At 65.3% G+C, this 21,462-nt stretch carries 18 protein-coding genes and 1 pseudogene; 7 read left to right on the forward strand and 12 right to left on the reverse strand.

Annotation, left to right across the window (positions count from 1 at the left end; translation table 11 throughout):
* The 7 genes from EN780_RS08340 to EN780_RS08375 form a co-directional block, all read right to left on the reverse strand.
* Window positions 1-1,133, reverse strand: a 1,133-nt coding sequence (locus EN780_RS08340; RefSeq protein ID WP_128273123.1) for an alpha/beta fold hydrolase, incomplete at its 3' end; no start/stop codon positions are given.
* 121 nt (window positions 1,134-1,254) lie between these two features.
* A complete protein-coding gene (locus EN780_RS08345) occupies window positions 1,255-1,569 on the reverse strand; it encodes a formate dehydrogenase subunit delta (protein ID WP_128273125.1) in 315 nt (104 codons plus the stop codon).
* A complete protein-coding gene (gene fdhD / locus EN780_RS08350; protein WP_245499912.1) occupies window positions 1,559-2,311 on the reverse strand; it encodes a formate dehydrogenase accessory sulfurtransferase FdhD in 753 nt (250 codons plus the stop codon). Before fdhD ends, EN780_RS08345 begins: the two co-directional genes overlap by 11 nt.
* Before the next feature lie 313 nt (window positions 2,312-2,624).
* Window positions 2,625-5,537: a formate dehydrogenase subunit alpha gene (gene fdhF, locus EN780_RS08360; protein WP_128273129.1), complete on the reverse strand. Its 2,913-nt coding sequence runs from the start codon at window positions 5,535-5,537 to the stop codon at window positions 2,625-2,627.
* A gap of 10 nt (window positions 5,538-5,547) precedes the next feature.
* Window positions 5,548-7,104: an NADH-quinone oxidoreductase subunit NuoF gene (locus EN780_RS08365; RefSeq protein WP_128273131.1), complete on the reverse strand. Its 1,557-nt coding sequence runs from the start codon at window positions 7,102-7,104 to the stop codon at window positions 5,548-5,550.
* A complete protein-coding gene (locus EN780_RS08370; protein ID WP_128273133.1) occupies window positions 7,101-7,580 on the reverse strand; it encodes a formate dehydrogenase subunit gamma in 480 nt (159 codons plus the stop codon). The genes EN780_RS08365 and EN780_RS08370 overlap by 4 nt, the downstream gene beginning before the upstream one ends.
* Window positions 7,581-7,773: 193 nt before the next feature.
* The gene (locus tag EN780_RS08375; protein WP_127282853.1) at window positions 7,774-8,673 is read right to left on the reverse strand and encodes a LysR family transcriptional regulator; all 900 of its coding nucleotides are present in this window, start codon (window positions 8,671-8,673) and stop codon (window positions 7,774-7,776) included.
* A 181-nt stretch (window positions 8,674-8,854) separates the two neighbouring features.
* Here EN780_RS08375 and EN780_RS08380 point away from each other — a divergent pair, with 181 nt between their 5' ends.
* Window positions 8,855-9,496: a DUF47 domain-containing protein gene (locus tag EN780_RS08380; RefSeq protein ID WP_128273135.1), complete on the forward strand. Its 642-nt coding sequence runs from the start codon at window positions 8,855-8,857 to the stop codon at window positions 9,494-9,496.
* 3 nt (window positions 9,497-9,499) lie between these two features.
* On the forward strand, window positions 9,500-10,504 hold the full coding sequence (locus EN780_RS08385) for an inorganic phosphate transporter (protein ID WP_128273137.1): 1,005 nt from the start codon (window positions 9,500-9,502) through the stop codon (window positions 10,502-10,504).
* 21 nt (window positions 10,505-10,525) lie between these two features.
* Here the strand turns inward: EN780_RS08385 and EN780_RS08390 are convergent, their stop codons facing one another.
* On the reverse strand, window positions 10,526-10,903 hold the full coding sequence (locus tag EN780_RS08390) for a VOC family protein (RefSeq protein ID WP_128273139.1): 378 nt from the start codon (window positions 10,901-10,903) through the stop codon (window positions 10,526-10,528).
* Window positions 10,904-11,132: 229 nt separating this feature from the next.
* On the opposite strand from EN780_RS08390, the gene EN780_RS08395 reads away from it, so the two are divergent.
* The gene (locus EN780_RS08395) at window positions 11,133-12,302 is read left to right on the forward strand and encodes an Mrp/NBP35 family ATP-binding protein (protein ID WP_127392620.1); all 1,170 of its coding nucleotides are present in this window, start codon (window positions 11,133-11,135) and stop codon (window positions 12,300-12,302) included.
* Between the two features lie 16 nt (window positions 12,303-12,318).
* Here EN780_RS08395 and EN780_RS08400 read toward each other — a convergent pair whose 3' ends face one another.
* Entirely contained in the window at window positions 12,319-12,768 is a 450-nt protein-coding gene (locus tag EN780_RS08400) for a carbon monoxide dehydrogenase subunit G (RefSeq protein ID WP_127282848.1), read from the reverse strand.
* Between the two features lie 149 nt (window positions 12,769-12,917).
* Between EN780_RS08400 and EN780_RS08405 the strand changes: the two genes are divergently transcribed.
* Complete coding sequence (locus tag EN780_RS08405; protein ID WP_127282847.1) at window positions 12,918-14,723, forward strand: IlvD/Edd family dehydratase; 1,806 nt, start codon at window positions 12,918-12,920, stop codon at window positions 14,721-14,723.
* 88 nt (window positions 14,724-14,811) lie between these two features.
* On the opposite strand, the gene EN780_RS08410 is transcribed toward EN780_RS08405, so the two are convergent.
* Entirely contained in the window at window positions 14,812-15,231 is a 420-nt protein-coding gene (locus tag EN780_RS08410) for a GFA family protein (protein ID WP_128273141.1), read from the reverse strand.
* Window positions 15,232-15,398: 167 nt separating this feature from the next.
* On the opposite strand from EN780_RS08410, the gene EN780_RS08415 reads away from it, so the two are divergent.
* Window positions 15,399-15,797, forward strand: a complete 399-nt coding sequence (locus tag EN780_RS08415; RefSeq protein WP_128273143.1) for a hypothetical protein — start codon at window positions 15,399-15,401, stop codon at window positions 15,795-15,797.
* A 15-nt stretch (window positions 15,798-15,812) separates the two neighbouring features.
* Here the strand turns inward: EN780_RS08415 and EN780_RS08420 are convergent, their stop codons facing one another.
* Both EN780_RS08420 and EN780_RS08425 read right to left on the reverse strand, forming a co-directional pair.
* Window positions 15,813-17,402 (reverse strand): trimethylamine methyltransferase family protein, encoded by a 1,590-nt coding sequence (locus EN780_RS08420; protein WP_128273145.1) that lies wholly within the window; start codon window positions 17,400-17,402, stop codon window positions 15,813-15,815.
* A 202-nt stretch (window positions 17,403-17,604) separates the two neighbouring features.
* Complete coding sequence (locus tag EN780_RS08425) at window positions 17,605-19,098, reverse strand: PLP-dependent aminotransferase family protein (RefSeq protein WP_127309567.1); 1,494 nt, start codon at window positions 19,096-19,098, stop codon at window positions 17,605-17,607.
* A 394-nt stretch (window positions 19,099-19,492) separates the two neighbouring features.
* Between EN780_RS08425 and pgi the strand changes: the two genes are divergently transcribed.
* Window positions 19,493-21,136 carry a glucose-6-phosphate isomerase gene (pgi, locus tag EN780_RS08430; protein ID WP_127282842.1) on the forward strand — a complete coding sequence of 548 codons (1,644 nt, stop codon included), beginning with the start codon at window positions 19,493-19,495 and terminating at the stop codon, window positions 21,134-21,136.
* Between the two features lie 5 nt (window positions 21,137-21,141).
* Window positions 21,142-21,462: pseudogene (locus tag EN780_RS08435) on the forward strand (HAD family hydrolase); the annotation flags it as partial.

Below are 21,462 nucleotides of genomic sequence, written 5' to 3' on the forward strand. Positions count from 1 at the left end.
AGCCCGACCGGCTGGCCGCGCAACTCGATCTCGCCGACATGCGCCCCTTGCGCGCTCGCCACGCCGATCTGCTGCGCCGCCTCGCGCAGCGCCGCCGCGCAGCGTATGGCGCGCCCCGGCCCGTCGAAGCGCGAGACCATCAACTCGCCATGCGTGCCGGCGGCGCGTCCGCCATGGCGGCCAACCAGCATCCGCCAGGTTTCCTGGAAGCGCTGGCTGCGCTCGCTCCACATGCGGTCGCCGAGCTTGGCGGTGTCGTAGATGCGCGTCACCAGCAGTGCGGCGAGCACGCGCTCGGTGTCGGCCACCGCCGGTTCACCGGTCAGGAACTCCTCGATCAGGTCGGCCACGCGGTCGACGTCGCCGGTCCACACCGGATGGTCGCGCCCGGCTATCTCGACCAGCCGGGCGCCGGGGATCTTGCGGGCAAGGAAGCGGCTCGCCTCGGGGTCGACCCGCACATCGTTGCGGCGATGGATCAGGAGCGTCGGCGCGCTGATCGTGCTGAGGATGCCGCGCACGTCGACGCCGGCATTCATGCGGGCTAGCGCTGCCGCCGCCGTCGGGCTCGCCGACAGCCGCTCGAACCGCGCCCACCATTGCGAAAAATGCGGGTCGTCGATCCGGCCCGGCGCGAAATTCGGCAGCGTGGCGCCGGTCCCCCACGCCGTTTCCGCGGTCTCGATGAAGGCCTCGAGACGCTCTGGCGGCATCACCCATCTATGGAAATTCGCATAGCCGCCATAAAGCACCAGCGACCGTGTCCGCTCCGGATAGGTGGCCGCGAACAGCATCGCCATCGGCGCCCCTTCCGAGGCGCCGAGGATCGCCGCGCGGCCGCTGCCGGCGGCGTCCATCACCGCGCGCACGTCGTCCATGCGGGTCTCGAGGCTGGGCAGGTGGCGGCTGTCGACGCGGTCGGAGAGACCAGTGCCGCGCTTGTCGAACAGGATCAGCCGCGAGAAGGCCGAAAGCCGTTTCAGCAGACGGCTGTAGCCCTCATCCTCCCACTGCAGGTCGAGGTTGGATATGAAGCCCGGCACGAAGACGAGATCGAACGAGCCCTGGCCGACCACCTGATAGGCGATCCGCACATCGCCGCTACGGGCGTACCGGGTCTCGATCGGCCTCACGCAACACCCCGCCGGCCAGACGACTTCTTGTCTCGACCATAGCAGAGCTATGCCGTCCGCGGCAGACAAACTTTAGAGAGCTAAAATATAAGGCCTTTGGTGAACGGGAGCGACGGCCGCGTTACTTGTGCAAGGCACTGTTCTCGCCTTGCGCAGGCCCGGTGTAACCGATGCTCGTGTCGGCCTGTTCGGACGTCTTGGGCCGCTTGATCTTTGCCGAGGCGGCCACCACCAGCTCGTTGAACGTCTCGGTGCCGTCGTCGAGCATCTCGAACAGCTGCCGCCGCATCCTCGGTTCCCAGAACTTGTTGATATGCTCGGCGACGCCGGTGATGCCTTCCTCGCGCGGCTTGGAATCGAAGAAGGTTGCGATCTGGTTGGCCATGCGCACCAGCTTTTCCCTGGTGCTCGTGATGTGGTCTTCGTCATGCGACATGCTTGGCAACTCCGGAAACCACCCGGTCGGGGTGGGTGAAAATATCGAAATCTTCGCCGCGCACCAGCGCCACCAGCGTCATGCCGGCGGCCTCGGCCGTGCGGATGGCAAGTGCGGTCGGCGCCGAAACGGCGATGATGATGGCCGCACCGATGGCGGCCGTCTTCTGCACCATCTCCACCGACACGCGCGACGTGACCACGACGGCGCCCGTCGCGCCGTCGATGCCGGCCTTGGCCAGCGCGCCGGCCAGCTTGTCTAGCGCATTGTGGCGGCCGACATCCTCGCGCGCCATGACGATGCCCTGGCCCGGCACGTAGAAGCCGGCGGCGTGCACGGCACCGGTCTCGCTATGCAGCGGCTGCACCTTCGACAGGAGCTTGACCGAGCGGGTGATGTCGTCGGCGTCAAGCGTAAGCTTTGACGAACCGACCGCGTCGACCGAACGCATCGCCTCCTCGATGGATTCGATGCCGCACAGCCCGCAACCGACCGGCCCGGCGAGCCTGCGCCGCCTTGCCTGGAAGCGCGTGTTGGCCTTGTCCTTCAGCCTGATCTGGATGTCGATGCCGGCGCCGAGATCCTCGACCTCGATCGCCTCGATCTCTTGCGGATCGGCAACGATGCCTTCGGTCAGCGAGAAGCCGAGCGCGAAATCCTCGAAATCGGCCGGGCTCGCCATCATCACCGCATGGGTGGTGCCGGCATAGGAGAATGCCACCGGCGTCTCCTCCGGCACCATGCGGTTCGCCGCAGTTGTGCCGCTGGCGCGGTGCGCGAGACGAGAGGTCTGAGAGACAGGAGGGCGGGTCACGAGGCGCCAGCCTCTGGCCTGCCAGCTATCTCACTTAGGAAGCACCTTGCTTCAACGGGCGATGGCTCTTCCGGGCCTTCCCCCACTCCGTCGCTGCTTCGCAGCGCCACCTCTCCCCCCTCCGGAGGGAGAGGAAGGGCGACTCCCGACCAAGGCTCGCGCCTTTCCTCTCCCCCGTCGATCGGGGGAGAGGTGTCGAGCGAAGCTCGACGGAGTGGGGGTCGACCATGCCTCGACACAATTACTCCGCCGCTTCCAGCGGAGCGATGCGGCGGCTCTGCCGCGCCTGCTCATTATAGTCCTTCTGCCAGTCGGTCGGCCCGTTGGACGGCGCCACCTGCACGGCGGTGACCTTGTATTCCGGACAATTGGTCGCCCAGTCCGAGAAATCGGTGGTGATGACGTTGGCCTGCGTGTCCGGGTGGTGGAAGGTCGTGTAGACGACGCCCGGCGAGACGCGGTCGGTGATCAGCGCGCGCAGCGTCGTTTCGCCCGAACGGCTCACCAGCCGCACCCAGTCGCCCTCGCGGATACCGCGGTTCTCGGCGTCGTGCGGATGGAGTTCCAGCCGGTCCTCGGCATGCCACATCACGTTCTCGGTACGCCTGGTCTGCGCGCCGACATTGTACTGCGACAGGATGCGGCCGGTGGTGAGCAGCAGCGGGTAGCGCGGGCCGGTCCGTTCGTCCGTCGCCACATATTCGGTGCGGATGAACTTGCCCTTGCCGCGCACGAAGCCATCGACATGCATGATCGGGGTGCCGAGCGGCGCCTTGTCGTTGCAGGGCCACTGCACCGATCCGACGCGATCGAGCATCTCGAAGGAGACGTTGGCGAAGCTCGGCGTCGTCTTGGCGATCTCGTCCATGATCTCGGACGGATGCTGGTAGTTCCAGTCGAGCCCGATGGCGCGGGCTAGCTCCTGCGTCGCCTCCCAGTCGGCGTAGCGCGCCTTCGGCTCCAGCACCTTGCGCACCATGTTGATGCGGCGCTCGGCATTGGTGAAGGTGCCGTCCTTCTCGAGGAAGGTCGAGCCCGGCAGGAAGACATGCGCGTAGTTCGCCGTCTCGTTGAGGAAGAGGTCGTGCACGACGACGCATTCCATCGCGGCGAGACCGGCGGCGACATGCTTGGTATCGGGATCGGACTGCAGGATGTCCTCGCCCTGGATATAGATGCCCTTGAACGAGCCGTCGACGGCGGCGTCCAGCATGTTGGGGATGCGCAAGCCCGGTTCGTCGTCGAGCTTGACGCCCCATAGGCTCTCATAGATGTCGCGCACCGCCTCGCCTGAGATGTGGCGATAGCCCGGCAGCTCATGCGGGAAGGAGCCCATGTCGCACGAGCCCTGCACGTTGTTCTGGCCGCGCAGCGGGTTCACGCCGACGCCCGGACGGCCGATATTGCCAGTGGCCATGGCGAGGTTGGCGATCGCCATCACCGTGGTCGAGCCCTGGCTGTGTTCGGTGACGCCGAGGCCGTAGTAGATCGCGCCATTGCCGCCCTTGGCGTAGAGCCGCGCCGCACCCCGGATCAGCTCGGGGTCGACGCCGGACAGCTTGCCGACGGTCTCGGGGCTGTTTTCCGGCAGGGCGACGAAGGACGCCCAGTCCTGGAACTCGGCCCAGTCGCAGCGCTCGCGGATGAAGGCTTCGTCGAACAGGCCCTCGGTGACGATGACATGTGCCAGCGCCGTCAGCACCGCAACGTTGGTGCCGGGCTTCAGCGGCAGGTGATAGTCCGCTTCGATATGCGCCGATTTGACCATCTCGGTGCGGCGCGGATCGAGCACGATCAGCTTGGCGCCCTGACGCAGCCGCTTCTTCAGCCGCGAGGCGAACACCGGGTGGGCGGAAACCGGATTGGCGCCGATGACGACGGCGACGTCGGTGAATTCGACCGAGTCGAAATCCTGCGTGCCGGCCGAGGTGCCGTAGGTCTGGCCGAGCCCGTAGCCGGTCGGCGAGTGGCAGACGCGCGCGCAGGTGTCGACATTGTTGTTGCGGAAGCCCTGCCGCACCAGCTTCTGGACGAGATAGGTCTCCTCGTTGGTGCAGCGCGAGGAAGTGATGCCGCCGATCGCGGTGCGTCCGTACTGATACTGGATGCGGCGGAATTCCTTGGCCGTGTGGGCGATCGCCTCTTCCCAGCTCACCTCGCGCCACGGATCGGAGATCTTGTCGCGGATCATCGGCGACAGGATGCGGTCCTTGTGGGTGGCGTAGCCATAGGCGAAGCGGCCCTTCACGCAGCTATGGCCGTGGTTCGCCTTGCCATCCTTGTAGGGCATCATGCGGATGACCTCGTCACCCTTCACTTCGGCCTTGAACGAGCAGCCGACGCCGCAATAGGCGCAGGTGGTGACGGCCGAGCGCTCCGGCATGCCCTTCTCGAGCACCGTCTTCTCGCGCAGCGCGTCGGTCGGGCAGGCCTGCACGCAGGCGCCGCAGGACACGCATTCGGAGGCGATGAAATCCTCGTGCATGCCGGCGACCATGCGCGATTCGAAACCGCGGCCCTCGATGGTCAGCGCGAAGGTGCCCTGCACCTCCTCGCACGCCCGCACGCAGCGCGAGCAGACAATGCACTGCGCCGGATCATAGGTGAAATAGGGGTTGGATTCGTCGCGGGCGATATAGTCGACGGCCAGCGAGCCATGGCCTGGCGCGACGCCGTTCTCTTCCTTGACGTGGTTGCGGCCCTCGACGCCGTAGCGGTTCTCGCTCAGGCCGACCGACTTCGCCACCACGTCGAATTCGCTGGCGCCGGTGCCGGCCGTCTCGTTCCAGCCGGTCGGATGGTCGGAGACGTAGAGCTCCATAACGCCGCGGCGGATCGCATCGAGCCGCTCGGACTGCGTGCGCACCACCATGCCTTCGCCGACCGGCGTCGTGCAGGAAGCCGGCGTGCCGCCGCGTCCGTCGATCTCGACCAGGCAGACGCGGCATGAGCCGAACGAATCCAGCATGTCGGTGGCGCAGAGCTTCGGAATCTCGACCCCGCCCTCCATCGCCGCGCGCATGATCGAGGTGCCTTCCGGCACCGTAATGCTGCGGCCGTCGACGCTCAGCGTGATCTGTTTTTCTGCCCTCGACTCCGGGGTGCCGTAGTCGATCTCTTCGATGAGCGATGGGAAGTCGGCCTTGATGTTCATCTGCCAGCTCCTATTCAGCCGCCACGCGCGTCGGCGCCGGCTTGAAATCCTCGGGGAAATGCGTGATCGAGCTCATCACCGGGTAGGGCGTGAAGCCGCCCAGCGCGCACAGCGATCCGAACTTCATCGTGTTGCAGAGGTCGGTGACCAGAGCGAGGTTCTTCTCCGCCTCGATGCCGGAGGCGACCTTGTCGAGAACCTCCACTCCGCGCGTCGATCCGATGCGGCACGGCGTACACTTGCCGCAGCTCTCGATGGCGCAGAACTCCATGGCGAAGCGCGCCTGCTTCAGCATGTCGGCGGTGTCGTCGAACACGGTCAGGCCGGCATGGCCGATCAGCCCGTCCTTGGCGGCGAAGGCTTCATAGTCGAACGGCGTGTCGAACAGCGCGCGCGGGAAATAGGCGCCGAGCGGTCCGCCGACCTGCACCGCCTTCACCGGACGCCCCGAAGCCGTGCCGCCGCCGATGTCGTCGACGATCTCGCCCAGCGTCAGGCCGAAGGCCGTCTCGAACAGGCCGCCATGCTTGACGTTGCCGGCAATCTGGATCGGGATCGTGCCGCGCGAGCGGCCCATGCCGAAATCCTTGTAGAAGGCGGCACCCTTGTCCATGATGATCGGCACGGAGGCCAGGCTGATCACGTTGTTGATCACCGTCGGCTTGCCGAACAGGCCTTGGATTGCCGGCAGCGGCGGCTTGGCGCGCACCACGCCGCGCTTGCCTTCCAGGCTGTTCAGAAGCGAGGTTTCCTCGCCGCAGACATAGGCGCCGGCGCCGACGCGGATTTCCATGTCGAAGGCGTTGGGCGAGCCCAGCACATTGACGCCGAGCACGCCGTGCTTGCGGGCGATCTCGACGGCCCTGTTCATCGTCGCCACCGCATGCGGATACTCCGAGCGGATATAGACGAAACCCTTGGTCGCGCCGGTGGCGATGCCGGCGATCGCCATGCCTTCGATCAGCACGAAGGGGTCACCCTCCATGATCATGCGGTCGGCGAAGGTGGCGCTGTCGCCCTCGTCGGCGTTGCAGACGATGTATTTGCGGTCCGAAGCGGTATCGAGCACCGTCTTCCACTTGATGCCGGTCGGGAAGCCAGCGCCGCCGCGGCCGCGCAGCCCGGATTCGGTAACCTGCTTGACGATGTCCGCGGGCGCCATGGCGACGGCGTTGTGCAGGCCCTTCAGCCCGCCATGCGCCTTGTAATTGTCGAGCGAGAGCGGATCGATGACGCCGCAGCGCGCGAAGGTCAGCCGCGTCTGCTTGGCGAGGAAAGGGATCTTGTCCGGCGCGCCAAGCCAGCGCTTGTGGGGCGCGCCCTTGAGGAAGCCGCTGTCGAACAGGCTCTTGACGTCGGAAGGCTTGACCGGCCCGTAGGCGACGCGGCCCTCGTCGGTCGCAACCTCGACCATCGGCTCCAGGAAATAGGCGCCGCGCGAGCCGTTGCGCACGATCTTGGCCTCGACGCCGCGCTCCGCGAGTTCCTTCTCGATCGCCTTGGCGACCTTTTCGGCGCCGAGCGCCAGCGCGCCGGAATCTCCAGGGATATAGATGCGCGGGATCATGAGCGTACCTCCGCGACGATCTCTTCGATCTTCTCGTCATCGAGCCGCCCGATCACCTCGCCGTCCAGCATCGCCGACGGCGAACAGGCGCAAAGCCCGAGGCAATAGACCGGCTCCAGTGTAACCGATCCGTCGCGGGTGGTCTCGTGGAAACCGATGCCGAGCAATTGCTTGATCTTGGCGGCGACCGCATCCGAGCCCATCGACTGGCAGGCTTCCGCCTGGCACAGCTTGAGCACATGCCGGCCGGCCGGGCGGGAGCGGAAATCATGGTAGAAGGTGACGACACCGTGCACTTCGGCCCTGGACAGGTTCAGCCCGTCGGCAATGACCGGCAGCGCTGCCTGCGGCACATGGCCGAATTCTTCCTGGATCTCGTGCAGGATCGGCAGCAGCGGACCTTCGAGGTCCTTCAATTCATCTATGATCGCGGCTGCGCGCGATGCGATCTCGGTACTTGCAGGCTGCATTGGCATGCAGCGCCCTCCCTGGTCGTGGCGACCCGATGTGTGTCACCCAAAATATAGAGCGGTTTTGGGGCAACGACACGCACCCGGCGCAATATCGCTAAGTCCTTACGAAATCAGAGGAAACCTCCGAAATCAATAAAGCTGTCCCGTTGCTTGATAGAAATTTTCTATCAAGCGCGCTCGACCTGCATTGTCTAGCCTAGCGATGGGCGCGGAAATCGTCCGCAAGCGTCATCGCCTCGTCCAGCAGCGCCTGCACCAAGGGCGTGTGCGGCTCGCCCGGCGCCGCCACCAGGCCGACCGTATGGCTGGCGTCCGGATCGACGATCGGAATGGCCCTGATCGGTTCGGAAAAGCCGAATGTTTCCGCAAGGTTGAGCGGCATGATCGACGACCATTTTCCGGTCCGGATGTGCGAAAACAGCACGATCATCGAATTCGACTCCAGCGTCGGCCGCACCTGCACTCCGGCCTCTGCCAGATGCTGGTCGATGATGCGGCGGTTCTGCATGTCGGGCGTCAACAGGCAGAGCGGCAGCTGGCTGATCTCCGCCCACGTCACTTTGTCGCGGTCGGAAAAGGGATTTCCGACCGCGGTGATCAGCTGATAGCGCTCGTCATAGAGCGGCACGCTCACCACGCGTCCGAGCGGTTCGTTGTCGAGATAGGTGATGCCGGCATCGACGTCGAAATTGCCGAGCAGCGACAGCACCTCGATCGAGGTGCGCGACAGCACCGAGAAGGTGACGCCGGGATGCTTGGCCCGGAACGGCGTCGTCAGGCGCGCCACCATGGCGAGCGCTGTCGGGATGGCGGCGATGCGGATGCGGCCGGACAGGCCGTGCCGGGCCGCGCGCATCTCCTCGCGCATGGTGCGGCTGTCGCCGACGATGCGGCGCGCCCACACCAGCACCTGCTTGCCTTCTGGCGTCAGCCCCTGGAAGCGCGAGCCGCGCAGCACCAGCATGACACCGAGCTGCTCCTCCAACTGCTTGATCCCCGCCGACAGCGTCGGCTGGGTGACGCCGCACACTTCCGCCGCCCGGCCGAAATGTTCCTCCCTGGCGAGCGCGATGAAGAATTCCAGCTTGTCGATCATGCCTTTGATGCCTGTTGCGGACCTTCTGTCCGCGTTCCGCGCAGGGTCGGGGAAATTGTCCTGCGCCGCAAGTCGCATCTGCCGTCGCCCGGCATCCACATCTTTTCAGCCGGCTTACTGTTTCCCGGGGCGCCTTGCGGCGTTATGTCAGTGACAGGTGTAGACACGACGGGAGATCGACATGCTGGGCTGGTTCCGCAAGCTGCTGCCGCGCGAAGATCGCTTCTTCGACCTGTTCGAACGCCATTCCCGCACGGTGGTCGGCGGCGCCGAGGCGCTGCAGCAGCTCCTGCAGGGCAAGGACATCGACCGCTGGAGCCAGAAGATCATCGATCTCGAGGACGAGGCCGATCGCATCACCGCCGAGGTGCTTTTGGCCGTGCGCCGCTCCTTCATCACCCCCTTCGATCGCGGCGACATCAAGGACCTGATCCAGTCGATGGATGACGCCATCGACATGATGCACAAGACCGTCAAGACGGTGAAGCTGTTCGAGAAGACCGAGTTCGACCCGCTGATGCAGGAGATGGGCGCCGTCATCGTCGACGCCGCCAAGCTGGTCGCCGAGGCGATCCCGCTGCTCGGCAAGGTCGGCGCCCACAGCATTCGCCTCAACGCCATTGCCGAGGAGGTCATGCGCGCCGAGGGCCGCGCCGACGACCTGCACGAGCAGGGGCTGAAGGATCTGTTCAAACGGCACGGCCGCAGCGATCCGATGGCCTATCTGATCGGCTCCGAGATCTATGGTGAGCTGGAGAAGGTTGTCGACCGGTTCGAGGACGTCGCCAACGAGATCAGCGGCATCGTGATCGAGAACGTTTAGGCGATGGACGCCACTATCACCTTTCCCCTGCTGGTTGGCCTCGTTGCCGTGGCGCTGTTCTTCGATTTCCTGAACGGCCTGCACGACGCCGCCAATTCGATCGCCACCATCGTCTCAACGCGCGTCCTGAGGCCGCACTATGCGGTGTTCTGGGCGGCCTTCTTCAACTTCATCGCCTTCATGTTCTTCGGCCTGCATGTCGCCGAGACGGTGGGCAAGGGCATAGTCGACGCCAGCATCGTCACGCCGGCCGTGATCTTTGCCGCGCTGGTCGGCGCCATCGTCTGGAACATCGTCACCTGGATCGCCGGCATTCCCTCCAGCAGCTCGCATGCGCTGATCGGCGGGCTGGTCGGCGCCGGCGTCGCCAAGGCGGGCACAAGCGCCATCGTCTGGTCGGGCCTCGGCAAGACCGTCGCGGCCATCGTGCTCTCGCCGGCGACGGGTTTCGTGCTGGCGCTCCTGCTCGTCCTCATCGTCTCTTGGCTGTTCGTGCGCCAGACGCCATTCGCCGTCGACAACAGCTTCCGTGTCCTGCAGTTCTTCTCCGCCTCGCTCTATTCGCTCGGCCACGGCGGCAATGACGCGCAAAAGACTATGGGCATCATCGCCGTGCTGCTCTATTCGCAAGGCATGCTCGGCGGCACCTTCCACGTGCCGCTATGGGTGGTCATCACCTGTCAGTCGGCGCTGGCGCTAGGCACCTTGTTCGGCGGCTGGCGCATCGTCCACACGATGGGCTCGAAGATCACCCGGCTGAATCCGATGCAGGGCTTTTGCGCCGAGACCGGCGGCGCCATCACGCTGTTCGCCGCCACCTGGCTCGGCGTTCCGGTATCGACCACGCACACCATTACCGGCGCCATCATCGGCGTCGGCGCTGCCCGCCGCGTCTCAGCCGTGCGCTGGGGCATTGCCGGCAACATCGTCGTCGCCTGGGTCGTCACACTCCCGGCCACCGCCGCCATTTCGGCGCTCACCTATTTCGCCACGCGCCTGGTGGGCTGACGCGGAGCGGGGCGCAAAGACCTATTCGCCCGCGAGGCACAGTATGTTGCCGTCCGGATCCTTGAACCAGGCGACCTTCATGCCGTCGCCGACATGGATGTCGCCGTCCAGCGACAGGCCGGGCATCTCATAGTGCTCGAAGGCGACGCCCTTCGATTTCAGCGACTTGACGACAGGAGCGATTTCATCGCCGACGTTCCAGGTCACAGCCGTTGCCTTGTTGGTTCCGGCGAATTCCGAATGATAGACGTTGATGACCGTGTCGCCGCTTTTGTAGACGACCAGTTCGCCAGCCATGTCGTCCACCTGCCTGAGACCCAGCGTTCCCTCATAAAAGGTCTTGGCTCTCGCCAGGTCTTTCACCGCCAGATTGGCTGCTGCATTGCTGTTTGCGAGCATGACAGTCTCCTTCCCGATTTGTTGTGTCGCCGCTCGTGGCAACCGAGATAGGGCCCGCGGATCGATTGGCCATGGGCAGGCGGTCAACTGCCGGCCGACCGGAAACGTCATCGGGCAAATCCGACACTGCCGGTCGTTTTCGGTGGCACGCCGGGCAAGCCTTTGCTCCACGGCTTGGTTCTTGCCGGAAACTGCACTATCTGCATCGCCAAAACCCCGAGGAAACACCATGGCCGTCACCAAGGAAACCGTCATCGAGCGCCTGAAAACGGTCAACGGGCCGGATTTCACCGGCAACATCGTCGACCTAGGCCTGGTCTCGGAGATTTTCATTGCCGATTCGAAGGTGTTCTTCTCGATCACCGTGCCAGCCGCCCGCGCCCAGGAGATGGAGCCGCTGCGCGCCGCCGCCGAGCGCGTGGTGAAGGCCATTCCGGGCGTCGCCGGCGCCGTCGTGGCGCTGACGGCGGAGAAGAAGGGCGGCGGCATGGAAGCGCCGGTGCCGCCGCGTCCCGCGCCGAGGCCGGCGCCGGCTGCCGCGCCGCAGCGCCCCGTGCCGCAGGCGCCGGCATCGCACAGCCACGGCAAGCGCGGCGTGCCCGGCATCGACGCGATCATCGCGGTGGCCTCCGGCAAGGGCGGCGTCGGCAAGTCGACCACAGCGGTCAACCTGGCGCTCGGTCTTGCCGCCAACGGCCTCAAGGTCGGCGTCCTCGACGCCGATATTTACGGCCCGTCCATGCCAAGGCTGCTCAACATCCACGGCCGGCCGCAGACGGTCGACGGCAAGATCCTGAAGCCGATGCAGAACTATGGGCTGAAGGTGATGTCGATGGGCTTCCTCGTCGATGAGGAAACGCCGATGATCTGGCGCGGCCCGATGGTGATGTCGGCGCTGACCCAGATGCTGCGCGAGGTCGAATGGGGCCCGCTCGACGTGCTGGTCGTCGACATGCCGCCCGGCACCGGCGATGCCCAGTTGACCATGGCCCAGCAGGTGCCGCTCGCCGGCGCCGTCATTGTCTCGACGCCGCAGGACCTGGCGCTGATCGATGCCCGCAAGGGCCTCAACATGTTCAGGAAGGTCGACGTGCCGCTGCTCGGCATCGTCGAGAACATGAGCTATTTCCTCGCCCCCGACACCGGCAAGCGCTACGACATCTTCGGCCATGGCGGGGCGCGGCGCGAGGCCGAGCGGCTGGGCGTCACCTTCCTCGGCGAGGTGCCGCTGGAAATGGGCATTCGCGAAAGCTCGGATGCCGGCGCGCCGGTGGTGGTCTCGAAGCCGGAAGGCGCCGAGGCGAAGATCTACCGCGACATTGCGGCAAAGGTCTGGGACAGGGTCAATGAGGAGCGTGGCGCGGCGGAAGCCGCGGTGCCCTCGATCGTGTTCGAGTGATCCCTCGGCGCGAGGGTCAGCCGCCGACCTTCTCGCCGAACGTCGAGAAGAACTGCCCGGCGAGCTTCTTCGACGTCGATTCGATCAGGCGGCTGCCGAGTTGGGCGATCTTGCCGCCGACATCGGCCTTGGCCGCATATTTGAGCACCGTCGTGTCGGCGCCGTCGGCGGTCAGCGTCACGTCGGCGCCGCCCTTGGCGAAGCCGGCAATGCCGCCCTTGCCTTCGCCCTGGATGGTGTAGGAATGCGGAGGCTTGAGGTTCTTGAGCACGACCTCGCCGTTGAACGTCGCCTTGATCGGCCCGATCTTCAGCACGACGGTTGCCGCCATTTCGGTGTCGGATTTCTTTTCCAGGCTCTGGCAGCCGGGGATGCTGCCCCTCAGAATGTCCGGGTCGTTCAGCGCTTCCCATACTTTTTGCAGGGGTGCGGCAATCCGTTCCTCGCCTTCGATCACCAAAGCCATCAAGAACCTCCCGGAAAGACTGCCCGGAAGCCCTAGCGCAGGGGCAGACTTATGTCTATCGCACCAAAGTGCGGGTTCGGATGGCGCGTGCCCCTTGCCTGCATCCGCGCATTGTCATATCGATTTGTCATACAAATACGGAGACCACGATGGCCGGCGCCCCCACCAAGAAGAAAAAATTTCGCTCGCAGGAGTGGTTCGACAATCCCGACAATCCGGGCATGACGGCGCTCTATCTCGAGCGCTACCTGAACTACGGACTGACGCGCGCCGAGCTGATGTCGGGCAAGCCGCTGATCGGCATCGCCCAGACCGGCTCGGATCTGTCGCCCTGCAACCGGCATCATCTCGAGCTCGCCAAGCGCGTGCGCGAGGGCATCGTCTCGATGGGCGGCATTCCCTTCGAGTTCCCGTGCCATCCGATCCAGGAGACCGGCAAGCGCCCGACCGCGGCGCTCGACCGCAACCTTGCCTATCTCGGCCTTGTCGAGGTGCTCTACGGCTATCCGCTCGACGGCGTCGTGCTGACCATCGGCTGCGACAAGACAACGCCGGCGCTGCTGATGGCCGCCGCCACCGTCAACATCCCGGCCATCGCGCTGTCGGTCGGCCCGATGCTGAATGGCTGGCACAAGGGCAAGCGCACCGGCTCCGGCACCATCGTGTGGGAATCGCGCCAGCGCCTGTCGGCGGGCGAGATCAATTACGACGAGTTCATGGACATCGTCGCCTCCTCGGCGCCGTCGACCGGCTACTGCAACACCATGGGCACCGCCACCACCATGAACTCGCTGGCCGAGGCGCTCGGCATGCAGCTGCCGGGCTCGGCCGCCATCCCCGCGCCCTATCGCGAGCGTGGCCAGATCGCCTACGAGACCGGCAAGCGCATCGTCGACATGGTTCATGAGGACCTGAAGCCGTCCGACATCATGACGCGCCAGGCGTTCGAGAACGCCATCGTCGTCAACTCGGCCATCGGCGGCTCGACCAATGCGCCGATCCACCTCAACGCCATTGCCCGCCATCTCGGCGTGCCGCTCGACAATGACGACTGGCAGAAGGTCGGCCTCAACGTGCCGCTCATCGTCAATTTGCAGCCAACGGGCGAATATCTCGGCGAGGACTATCACCACGCCGGCGGCGTTCCGGCGGTCGTCGCCGAACTGTTGAAGGGCGGGCTTTTGCCGCATCCGGATGCGGTCACCGCCAACGGCAAGTCGATCGGCGACAACTGCCGCGATGCCGCCAACGAAAACCCGGAGGTCATCCACAGCGTCGACAAGCCGCTGAAGGCCAATGCCGGCTTCATCAACCTGAAGGGCAACCTGTTCGACTCCGCGATCATGAAGACCAGCGGCATCTCGCCGGAATTCCGCCAGCGCTATCTGTCCAACCCGAAGGATCCCGAAGCCTTCGAGGGCAACGCCATGGTCTTCGACGGGCCGGAGGACTACCACGCCCGCATCGACGATCCGGCGCAAGGCATCGACGAGCACACCATTCTGTTCATGCGCGGCGCCGGCCCAGTCGGCTATCCCGGCGGCGCCGAGGTGGTCAACATGCAGCCGCCGGCCTACCTCATCAAGAAGGGCATCCATTCGCTGGCCTGCATCGGCGACGGCCGCCAGTCGGGCACGTCGGGCTCGCCCTCGATCCTCAACGCTTCGCCGGAGGCGGCTATAGGCGGTGGCCTGGCGCTGCTCAAGAGCGGTGACCGCGTCCGCATCGACCTGAAGAAGGGCTCGGCCAACATCCTCGTCAGCGACGAGGAGATCGCGAGGCGGCGCGCAGCACTCCAGGGCAATGGCGGCTTCCATTATCCCCAGCACCAGACGCCGTGGCAGGAGATCCAGCGCGGCATCGTCGACCAGTTTGACGCCGGCATGGTGCTGAAGCCGGCAGTGAAGTACCAGGATGTCGCGCACACCAGGGGTGTGCCCCGCGACAACCACTGAGCGCCGGCAACCTCGCTCGCGCGAACGGCGGCTTGATCGTGGATCAAGCCGCCGTTTTTGCTGACCCAGGGCTGCTGTCCGGCTGCGCTTACAGGTAACCGGTGATCTCCGGCGCCTGGTCCTGCCTGTTGCGTTTACCGTCCTCGTAGATGATCGGTGCGGAAGCGAGTTCCTCCTCGCTGACGTCGTCCAGGCAGGCGACGTTCACAGCCCAGAAATTCCCGCCCATGAAATCGAGATAGCCGCGCGAGAAGACATTCGCGCCGCAGTTCGGGCACATATAGTGGTTGATGTCGCCTTCCGGCCAGTTGGACGGGCTTGCCTTGTAGTCCCGCATCCGGTCACTGCCTTCCGTCACCCTGAGCGCCTGGTAGGCGGTGAAGGATTTGCGGTAGCCAAGTTTCCAGCAGAAGCTGCAATTGCATTTGCGAATGCCCTCGGCGAGGTCGAGATCGGCCTCGAAATGCACAGCGCCGCAATGGCAACTGCCGTGATAGGTCTTCTTCATGGCACTCCTCACAGAATTTGCTCTGGTCCCTCTGTGGCCTCCGCGAAACCAGATCAGATTGTGACCATAGCCCCGCCAGATAGGCGCCCGGCTCCTCTGGGCAATACGTCGTCTTGTGCAAAACGGCGCGCGCGATGCCATATGCTGGCAAACGGACAGGACCATCCATGACGAAACGGCGCTCTTCCCTAGGCTTCCTCGGCATGTTCGGCCGCTCGGGCGATCTGCGGACGCTCGATGCCGCCTTGCGCGGCGCCGACCTCCATCCCGCGCTCGTGCCGGAGGGCGTCAAGCTCACCATCGTCAATCTGATGAAGGATCACTGGCCGGACGAGCCGCCGGCGCAGGCCTACGCCTCGCTCGCGCAGCTTTTCGGCTATTGCGTTGCCGGGCCGGAGACGTTCGAACAGGCCAATGGCCGCGAGCGCAGGCTGGACGCGGAGCGCCGCATCGAGGAAGCGCTCGAGACCGGCGACAGCCTCGATGCGCAGATCGTGCTGATGGCGCTGCATGCCAAGCTGATCAGCGCCGAGGTGGTGGAGCGCTTCGGCCTAAGCGCCGAGTAGGATGCTCGCCCCAGCCTAGCCGCCCATGCCGCCGCGCGGCAGCTTGATCATCTCGCCGAAGCGGGCGCGCAATTTGTCGTCGACCGTTTTCGGCACGTGGCGCGGAAAGCGCTCGGCAAGCACGCGCTTCTTCTCGGCGATCGCCCTTTGCAGGATGTCGGGCCGGCCCTTCTCGTTCCATTCCTTGGGCGAGAAGCGGTCGCCGATGGCCGGATAGAAATATTCGGTCTGCATCAGCTTCAGCGTCTGCTCGTTGCCGAGATAGTGGCCGGGGCCCTTCAGGCAGACATCGGCGATGGTGTCGATCGACAGCGCCTCGTCGGTCACCTCGATGCCGCGCACGCAGCGCAGGCAGTGGCCGAGCATGTCGTTGTCGATGATCAGGCTTTCCAGGCAGAAGCCGAGCAGCGAGGCATGCATGCCGGCCGACTCATAGACCAGGTTGAGGCCGGAGAGGCCGGCCATCACATTGGTGATGCCCTTCTCGTAGCCGGACTGGATGTCGGGCAGTTTCGAATCCGTCATGCCGGCCGCCGAGCCGCCCGGCAGGTCGTAATATTGCGCCATCTGCGCGCAGGCGGCGGTCAGCACGGCCTGCTCGGCCGAGCCGCCGGACATGGCGCCGGTCCGAAGGTCGGAGACGAACGGCCAGGTCCCGAAGATCGCCGGATGGCCGGGCTTGATGGCGTTGACATAAACCAGGCCCATCAGCACTTCCGCGACCGCCTGCACCACCGCCCCGGCAATCGCCGCCGGCGCCGTGGCGCCGGCCTGGCCGGCCGACAGAAGCAGGATCGGGATGCCGCCTTCGACGCAGGCCTCGAGCACGCCGCAGGCGTCCTCGGCGAACTTCATCGGCGGCACGACGAAGCAGTTGGAATTCGACACAAAGGGGCGTGCGCGGAAATTTTCCTCGCCGCCGGCGATCGCATAGAGCATCTCCAGCGCCGGCTTGACGTTCTCGCGCACCGTGAACGAGGTGCCGACATGCTTGGCGGTCCCCGTCACGCAGGCGTAGAGCGTGTTGAAGTCCATCTCCAGCGGATCGGGAATGTCGCGCGGCACCATGGTGCGCTGGAAGAAATGGATGTTGTCGAGGCCGTCGACCAGGCGCGCGGCGTCGTAGATGTCCTGCAATTGGGACTCGCGGTATTCGCGCTTCTCGACGTCGACCAGATGCACGGCCGCGCCCGCCGTGCCGTAATGCACGCGTTTGCCCTGGATCACCATGTCGTGCTTGGGGTCCTGGCCGTGCAGCGTGAAATGCCGGGCCGCATTCTTGATCGTGTCGAGGACGAGCGCCCGCGGCAGGCGGATGCGGCCATCGTCGCCATAGGTCGCGCCAACCCTGGTCAGCGCCTCGATGCAGGAGGGTATCGCGTTGGCGAAGCCGACCGTTTCCAGCAGCGTCAGCACCGCCTCATGGATGCGCTCTCGGTCGTTTTCGCTGAGCGGCCCATAGCTGCCGCCTTCGAGGCCCGGCCGCACCGGCCTGATGTCGTCGGCAAGCGGTGCCGCCCGCATCGCACGGCGCGCTTCGCGCCCGCCGGATCGCCGCGACCGCTGGTCGGCCGAAGCGTCCTGCTTCTCAAGAGCCACTGACATGGAAGCACTCCACCTTTTGCTGCGAGGCGGGACGCGGCGGTTGGTCCACCATCGGCCCTGCTTCGTCCCCTTATGGCTCGACTATGCCGCCGGCATTGGCACAGCCTATGAGCCAGCCAGCTCCGTCGAATATGCCAGAGCGCTAAAGCAAAGAGAGCCGGCGAAAGCCGGCTCTCTTTGGGAATTCAGCGTCAGTTGATGATCAGGCGGCCGCGGGTCTGCGGCCGGCCGCGGTGGCGAGTTCCCGAATGCCGGGCTCGATGTGTTGCAGCGCGATCGAGGAAATGCCCAAGCGCATGAAACGCGACGGTTTTTCGGTGCGGTCGAAGAAGCGGTCGCCGGGTTCGATGATGACGCTGCGCGAGGCGGCCGCTTCGGCGAGGCCCCGCGAGTCGGTGCCGCGCGGCCCCTCGAGCCAGAGCGATGTGCCGCCGGCCGAGTCGGTCGAGCGCCACTCGGGCAGGAAAGCGGAAATCGCATGGACCAGACGCTTGCGCCGCTCGTCGAAGGCGCTGGACAGGCGCCGCACCAGCGCCTCGTGATGGCCGAGCGACAGGAACAGCGCCACCGCCCGCTGGTTGTTGGCCGGCGGGTGCCTGAGCATGAAGCGGCGCAGCGCGCGCAACTCGGCGATCAGCCCGGCCGAGGCGACGATGTAGCCAAGCCTGAGGCCCGGCGCCAGGGTCTTCGACATCGAGCCGACATAGATGACGCGGCCTGAGCGATCGAGGCTCTTCAGCGCCTGCTGCGGCGCCTCGTCCAGCAACTGGCTGTCATAGCCATCCTCGATGATGATCTGGTTGTGGCGGTTGGCCCGCGCCAGGAGGTCCTGCCGGCGCTCGGCCGACAACGGCACCATAGTCGGGCAATGGTGGCTGGGCGTGACGAAGACGAAGCCGGAATCCTGCGGGATCGAAGAGGTCACGATGCCGGACTGGTCGACCGGAACCGGTTGGATGTCGGCGCCCGCAAGCCGGAAGATCGAGCGCGCGTCGGGATAGCCCGGATCCTCCATCGCCACCTTCGAGCCCTTGGTCATCAGCAACGAGGCGAGCATGTAAAGCGCGTTCTGCGCGCCGAGCGTGACGATGATCTCGTCCGGATTGGCGAAGATGCCACGCCGCGGCAAGAGCCGCGCCTGGATCTGCTCGATCAAGAGCGGATCGTCGCGGTCGACCATGTCGGATGCCCAGTTGCGGATCTCCAGCACGGCGAGCGCCATGCGGTTGCATTCGCGCCATTCGGCCGTCGGGAACAGCGCCGGATCGAACTGGCCGTAGACGAAGGGGTAGGACGACTTGATCCAGTTGTCGTGCTTGGCCGGCGGCGGCATGTCGCTGGCGGCGATCTGCCGGCGCGCCTTCCAGTCGATCTCGTTCTGCTGGTCGGGAGCCTTCTGGTGCGGCTTGGCGGGGGTGGCCAGCACGTCCGGATTGACGAAATGGCCGCGCCGCTCGCGCGCCACCAGAAAGCCCTGGTCGACGAGCTGCTGGAAGGCGAGCACCACCGTGCCGCGGGCGACGCCCAGTTTTTCGGCCAGGATGCGGCAGGAAGGAAGCGGCATGGAAGCGGCGATCTGCCGGTCCAGAATGGCGGCGACGATCGCCTGGCGGATCTGCGCCTGCAGGGTCTGGCCGGATTCAGCCGAAATCCGGAACAGGCCGGACCATATGGCCGTGTCGTTGCGCTGTGGCATGGAAGAGTTTCCTCGATGGCCAGCTTTTTGTGTTTGGCTGGACCAGTCGAGTGTAGGGGTGGCACAAGGGGTTGCGCCAATCAATTTTTCTGATCGCTGGGATTTATGCCAGTGATCCATTGGTCACGAATGTGATCCGTTGCGCGACGCGCAGCGTCGTCGCCTGCGTCGCGGCCTGCCGGTTGGTGAGCGACGCGCAGCGTCGTCGCATCCTCCGTCGCCGGGTAATGCAAGGCATCATAAAAGCGTGATGCAGTCCGTCATCAAAGCGTGATGCAGTGCGGCAATGCCGCCCTTGAATGAAATGGAATCGGCTCGATAGAATGTCGCGACGACATGCGCCGGAAACATCCGGCCTGTTAAGATAGGTTCAAAAACCCGCCAGGAGCCCGCATTGGATCAATCATCCTTCGACAAGCAAGTCGCCGCCTTGCGCGAACATCGCGCGGCGGCCAAAGGCACGATGCGTGAAGCTTTCGCAGCTGATCCCAAACGCTTCGCGACGTTTTCCGCCACCGACGGCGATCTCCTGCTTGACTGGTCGAAATGCGCGGTCGATGCCGACACGATGGCGATGCTGGAGAAGCTCGCCGGAGCCGCCGATCTGGCGGGTCGCCGCGCCGCCATGTTCGAAGGCAAGAAGATCAATATCACCGAAGGCCGCGCCGTGCTGCACACTGCGCTTCGCAACCTGACCGGCAAGGGCGTCGTGGTCGATGGCCAGGATACTAAGGCCGAGGTTCTCGCCGTTCTGGACGCCATGGGCGCCTTCGCCGATGCCATCCGCGCCGGCAAGGCGGCCGGCGCCACCGGCAAGAAGATCACCGACATCGTCAACATCGGCATTGGCGGCTCCGACCTCGGCCCGGTGATGGCGACGCTGGCGCTGGCGCCCTATCATGACGGCCCGCGCGCGCACTATGTCTCCAACATCGACGGCGCCCACATCCACGACACGCTGAAGGACCTGTCGGCCGAAACCACTTTGTTCATCGTCGCCTCCAAGACCTTCACCACGGTCGAGACGATGACCAATGCCGAGACGGCGCGCCGATGGGTGGAGAAGGCGCTGGGCAAGGAAGCCGTCGGCAAGCATTTCGCCGCCGTCTCGACCGCGCTCGACCTGGTGGCGAAGTTCGGCATCGCGTCCGATCGCGTGTTCGGCTTCTGGGACTGGGTCGGCGGCCGCTATTCGGTCTGGAGCGCGATCGGCCTGCCGGTGATGATCGCCATCGGCCCGCGCAATTTCCGCGCCGTCCTCGACGGCGCGCACGAGATGGACGAGCACTTCCGCTCCGCACCCCTGCAGAAGAACCTGCCGGCGCTGCTGGGCCTGATCGGCTGGTGGCACCGGGTCGTCTGCCGATATCCGGCCCGCGCCGTGATCCCTTACGACCAGCGGCTCTCCAGGCTGCCGGCCTATCTGCAACAGCTCGACATGGAATCGAACGGCAAGAGCGTGACGCTAGATGGCGGCGCGGTCACCACGCCCACCGGCCCGCTGGTCTGGGGCGAGCCCGGCACCAACGGTCAGCACGCCTTCTTCCAGCTGCTGCACCAGGGTACGGACTTCATTCCGGTCGAATTCATCGCCGCCGCTGTCGGCCACGAGCCGGAGCTGAAGCATCACCACGATCTCCTGCTCGCCAACTGCCTGGCGCAGTCGGAGGCCTTCATGAAGGGCCGCACGCTGGAGGAGGCTCGCGCGCAGATGCTGGCCAAGGGCATGAAGCCGGCCGACGTCGACAGGATCGCCCCGCACCGGGTCTTCTCCGGCGACCGCCCCTCTGTGACCATTCTCTACCGCAAGCTCGATCCGCGCACCTTCGGCCGCCTGGTCGCGCTCTACGAGCATCGCGTCTTCGTCGAGGGCACGCTGTTCAACATCAATTCCTTCGATCAGTGGGGCGTCGAACTCGGCAAGGAACTGGCAACCGGCCTGCTGCCTGTCGTGGAAGGCAAGGAGAATGCCGCAAAGCGGGATGCCTCGACTGCTGGTCTGGTGGGACACATTCACCGATTGCGCGGATCGGAGTGACAGGCTTGGCGGAGATCAAAGGCATATTGTTCGACAAGGACGGAACGCTTGTCGATTTCAACGCGACATGGCTCGGCATTGCCGACTTCATGGCCATGGATGCCGCCGAGGGCGACCGGTGGAAGGCAGACAGGCTGCTCGCGGCAGCCGGCTTCGATTTCCTCAGCAAGCGCTTCAAGCCCGATTCGATCTTCGCCTCCGGCACCAACATGGACGTCGTCGAACTCTGGTTCCCGCGGCTCTCCGAGGAGGACCAGATGCTTGCCGTGGCCCGTTTCAACGAGATCACCTCGGTGCAAGGCTCCAGCATGGCGGTGGCGCTGCCG

The sequence above is a fragment of the Mesorhizobium sp. M4B.F.Ca.ET.089.01.1.1 genome, from assembly GCF_004022605.1.
Lineage (GTDB): Bacteria > Pseudomonadota > Alphaproteobacteria > Rhizobiales > Rhizobiaceae > Mesorhizobium > Mesorhizobium abyssinicae.

Excerpts from the sequence above, each read along its gene's own strand:
- EN780_RS08365 (WP_128273131.1), bottom strand. The coding sequence starts at position 7,104 with ATGATCCCGCGCATCTATATCCCTGGAGATTCCGGCGCGCTGGCGCTC.
- EN780_RS08400 (WP_127282848.1), bottom strand. The coding sequence starts at position 12,768 with ATGGCTTTGGTGATCGAAGGCGAGGAACGGATTGCCGCACCCCTGCAA.
- EN780_RS08380 (WP_128273135.1), top strand. The coding sequence starts at position 8,855 with ATGCTGGGCTGGTTCCGCAAGCTGCTGCCGCGCGAAGATCGCTTCTTC.
- EN780_RS08405 (WP_127282847.1), top strand. The coding sequence starts at position 12,918 with ATGGCCGGCGCCCCCACCAAGAAGAAAAAATTTCGCTCGCAGGAGTGG.
- EN780_RS08345 (WP_128273125.1), bottom strand. The coding sequence starts at position 1,569 with ATGTCGCATGACGAAGACCACATCACGAGCACCAGGGAAAAGCTGGTG.
- fdhF (WP_128273129.1), bottom strand. The coding sequence starts at position 5,537 with ATGAACATCAAGGCCGACTTCCCATCGCTCATCGAAGAGATCGACTAC.
- EN780_RS08425 (WP_127309567.1), bottom strand. The coding sequence starts at position 19,098 with ATGCCACAGCGCAACGACACGGCCATATGGTCCGGCCTGTTCCGGATT.
- fdhD (WP_245499912.1), bottom strand. The coding sequence starts at position 2,311 with ATGGTGCCGGAGGAGACGCCGGTGGCATTCTCCTATGCCGGCACCACC.
- EN780_RS08385 (WP_128273137.1), top strand. The coding sequence starts at position 9,500 with ATGGACGCCACTATCACCTTTCCCCTGCTGGTTGGCCTCGTTGCCGTG.
- EN780_RS08420 (WP_128273145.1), bottom strand. The coding sequence starts at position 17,402 with ATGTCAGTGGCTCTTGAGAAGCAGGACGCTTCGGCCGACCAGCGGTCG.
- EN780_RS08415 (WP_128273143.1), top strand. The coding sequence starts at position 15,399 with ATGACGAAACGGCGCTCTTCCCTAGGCTTCCTCGGCATGTTCGGCCGC.
- EN780_RS08370 (WP_128273133.1), bottom strand. The coding sequence starts at position 7,580 with ATGCCAATGCAGCCTGCAAGTACCGAGATCGCATCGCGCGCAGCCGCG.
- EN780_RS08395 (WP_127392620.1), top strand. The coding sequence starts at position 11,133 with ATGGCCGTCACCAAGGAAACCGTCATCGAGCGCCTGAAAACGGTCAAC.
- EN780_RS08410 (WP_128273141.1), bottom strand. The coding sequence starts at position 15,231 with ATGAAGAAGACCTATCACGGCAGTTGCCATTGCGGCGCTGTGCATTTC.
- EN780_RS08375 (WP_127282853.1), bottom strand. The coding sequence starts at position 8,673 with ATGATCGACAAGCTGGAATTCTTCATCGCGCTCGCCAGGGAGGAACAT.
- EN780_RS08390 (WP_128273139.1), bottom strand. The coding sequence starts at position 10,903 with ATGCTCGCAAACAGCAATGCAGCAGCCAATCTGGCGGTGAAAGACCTG.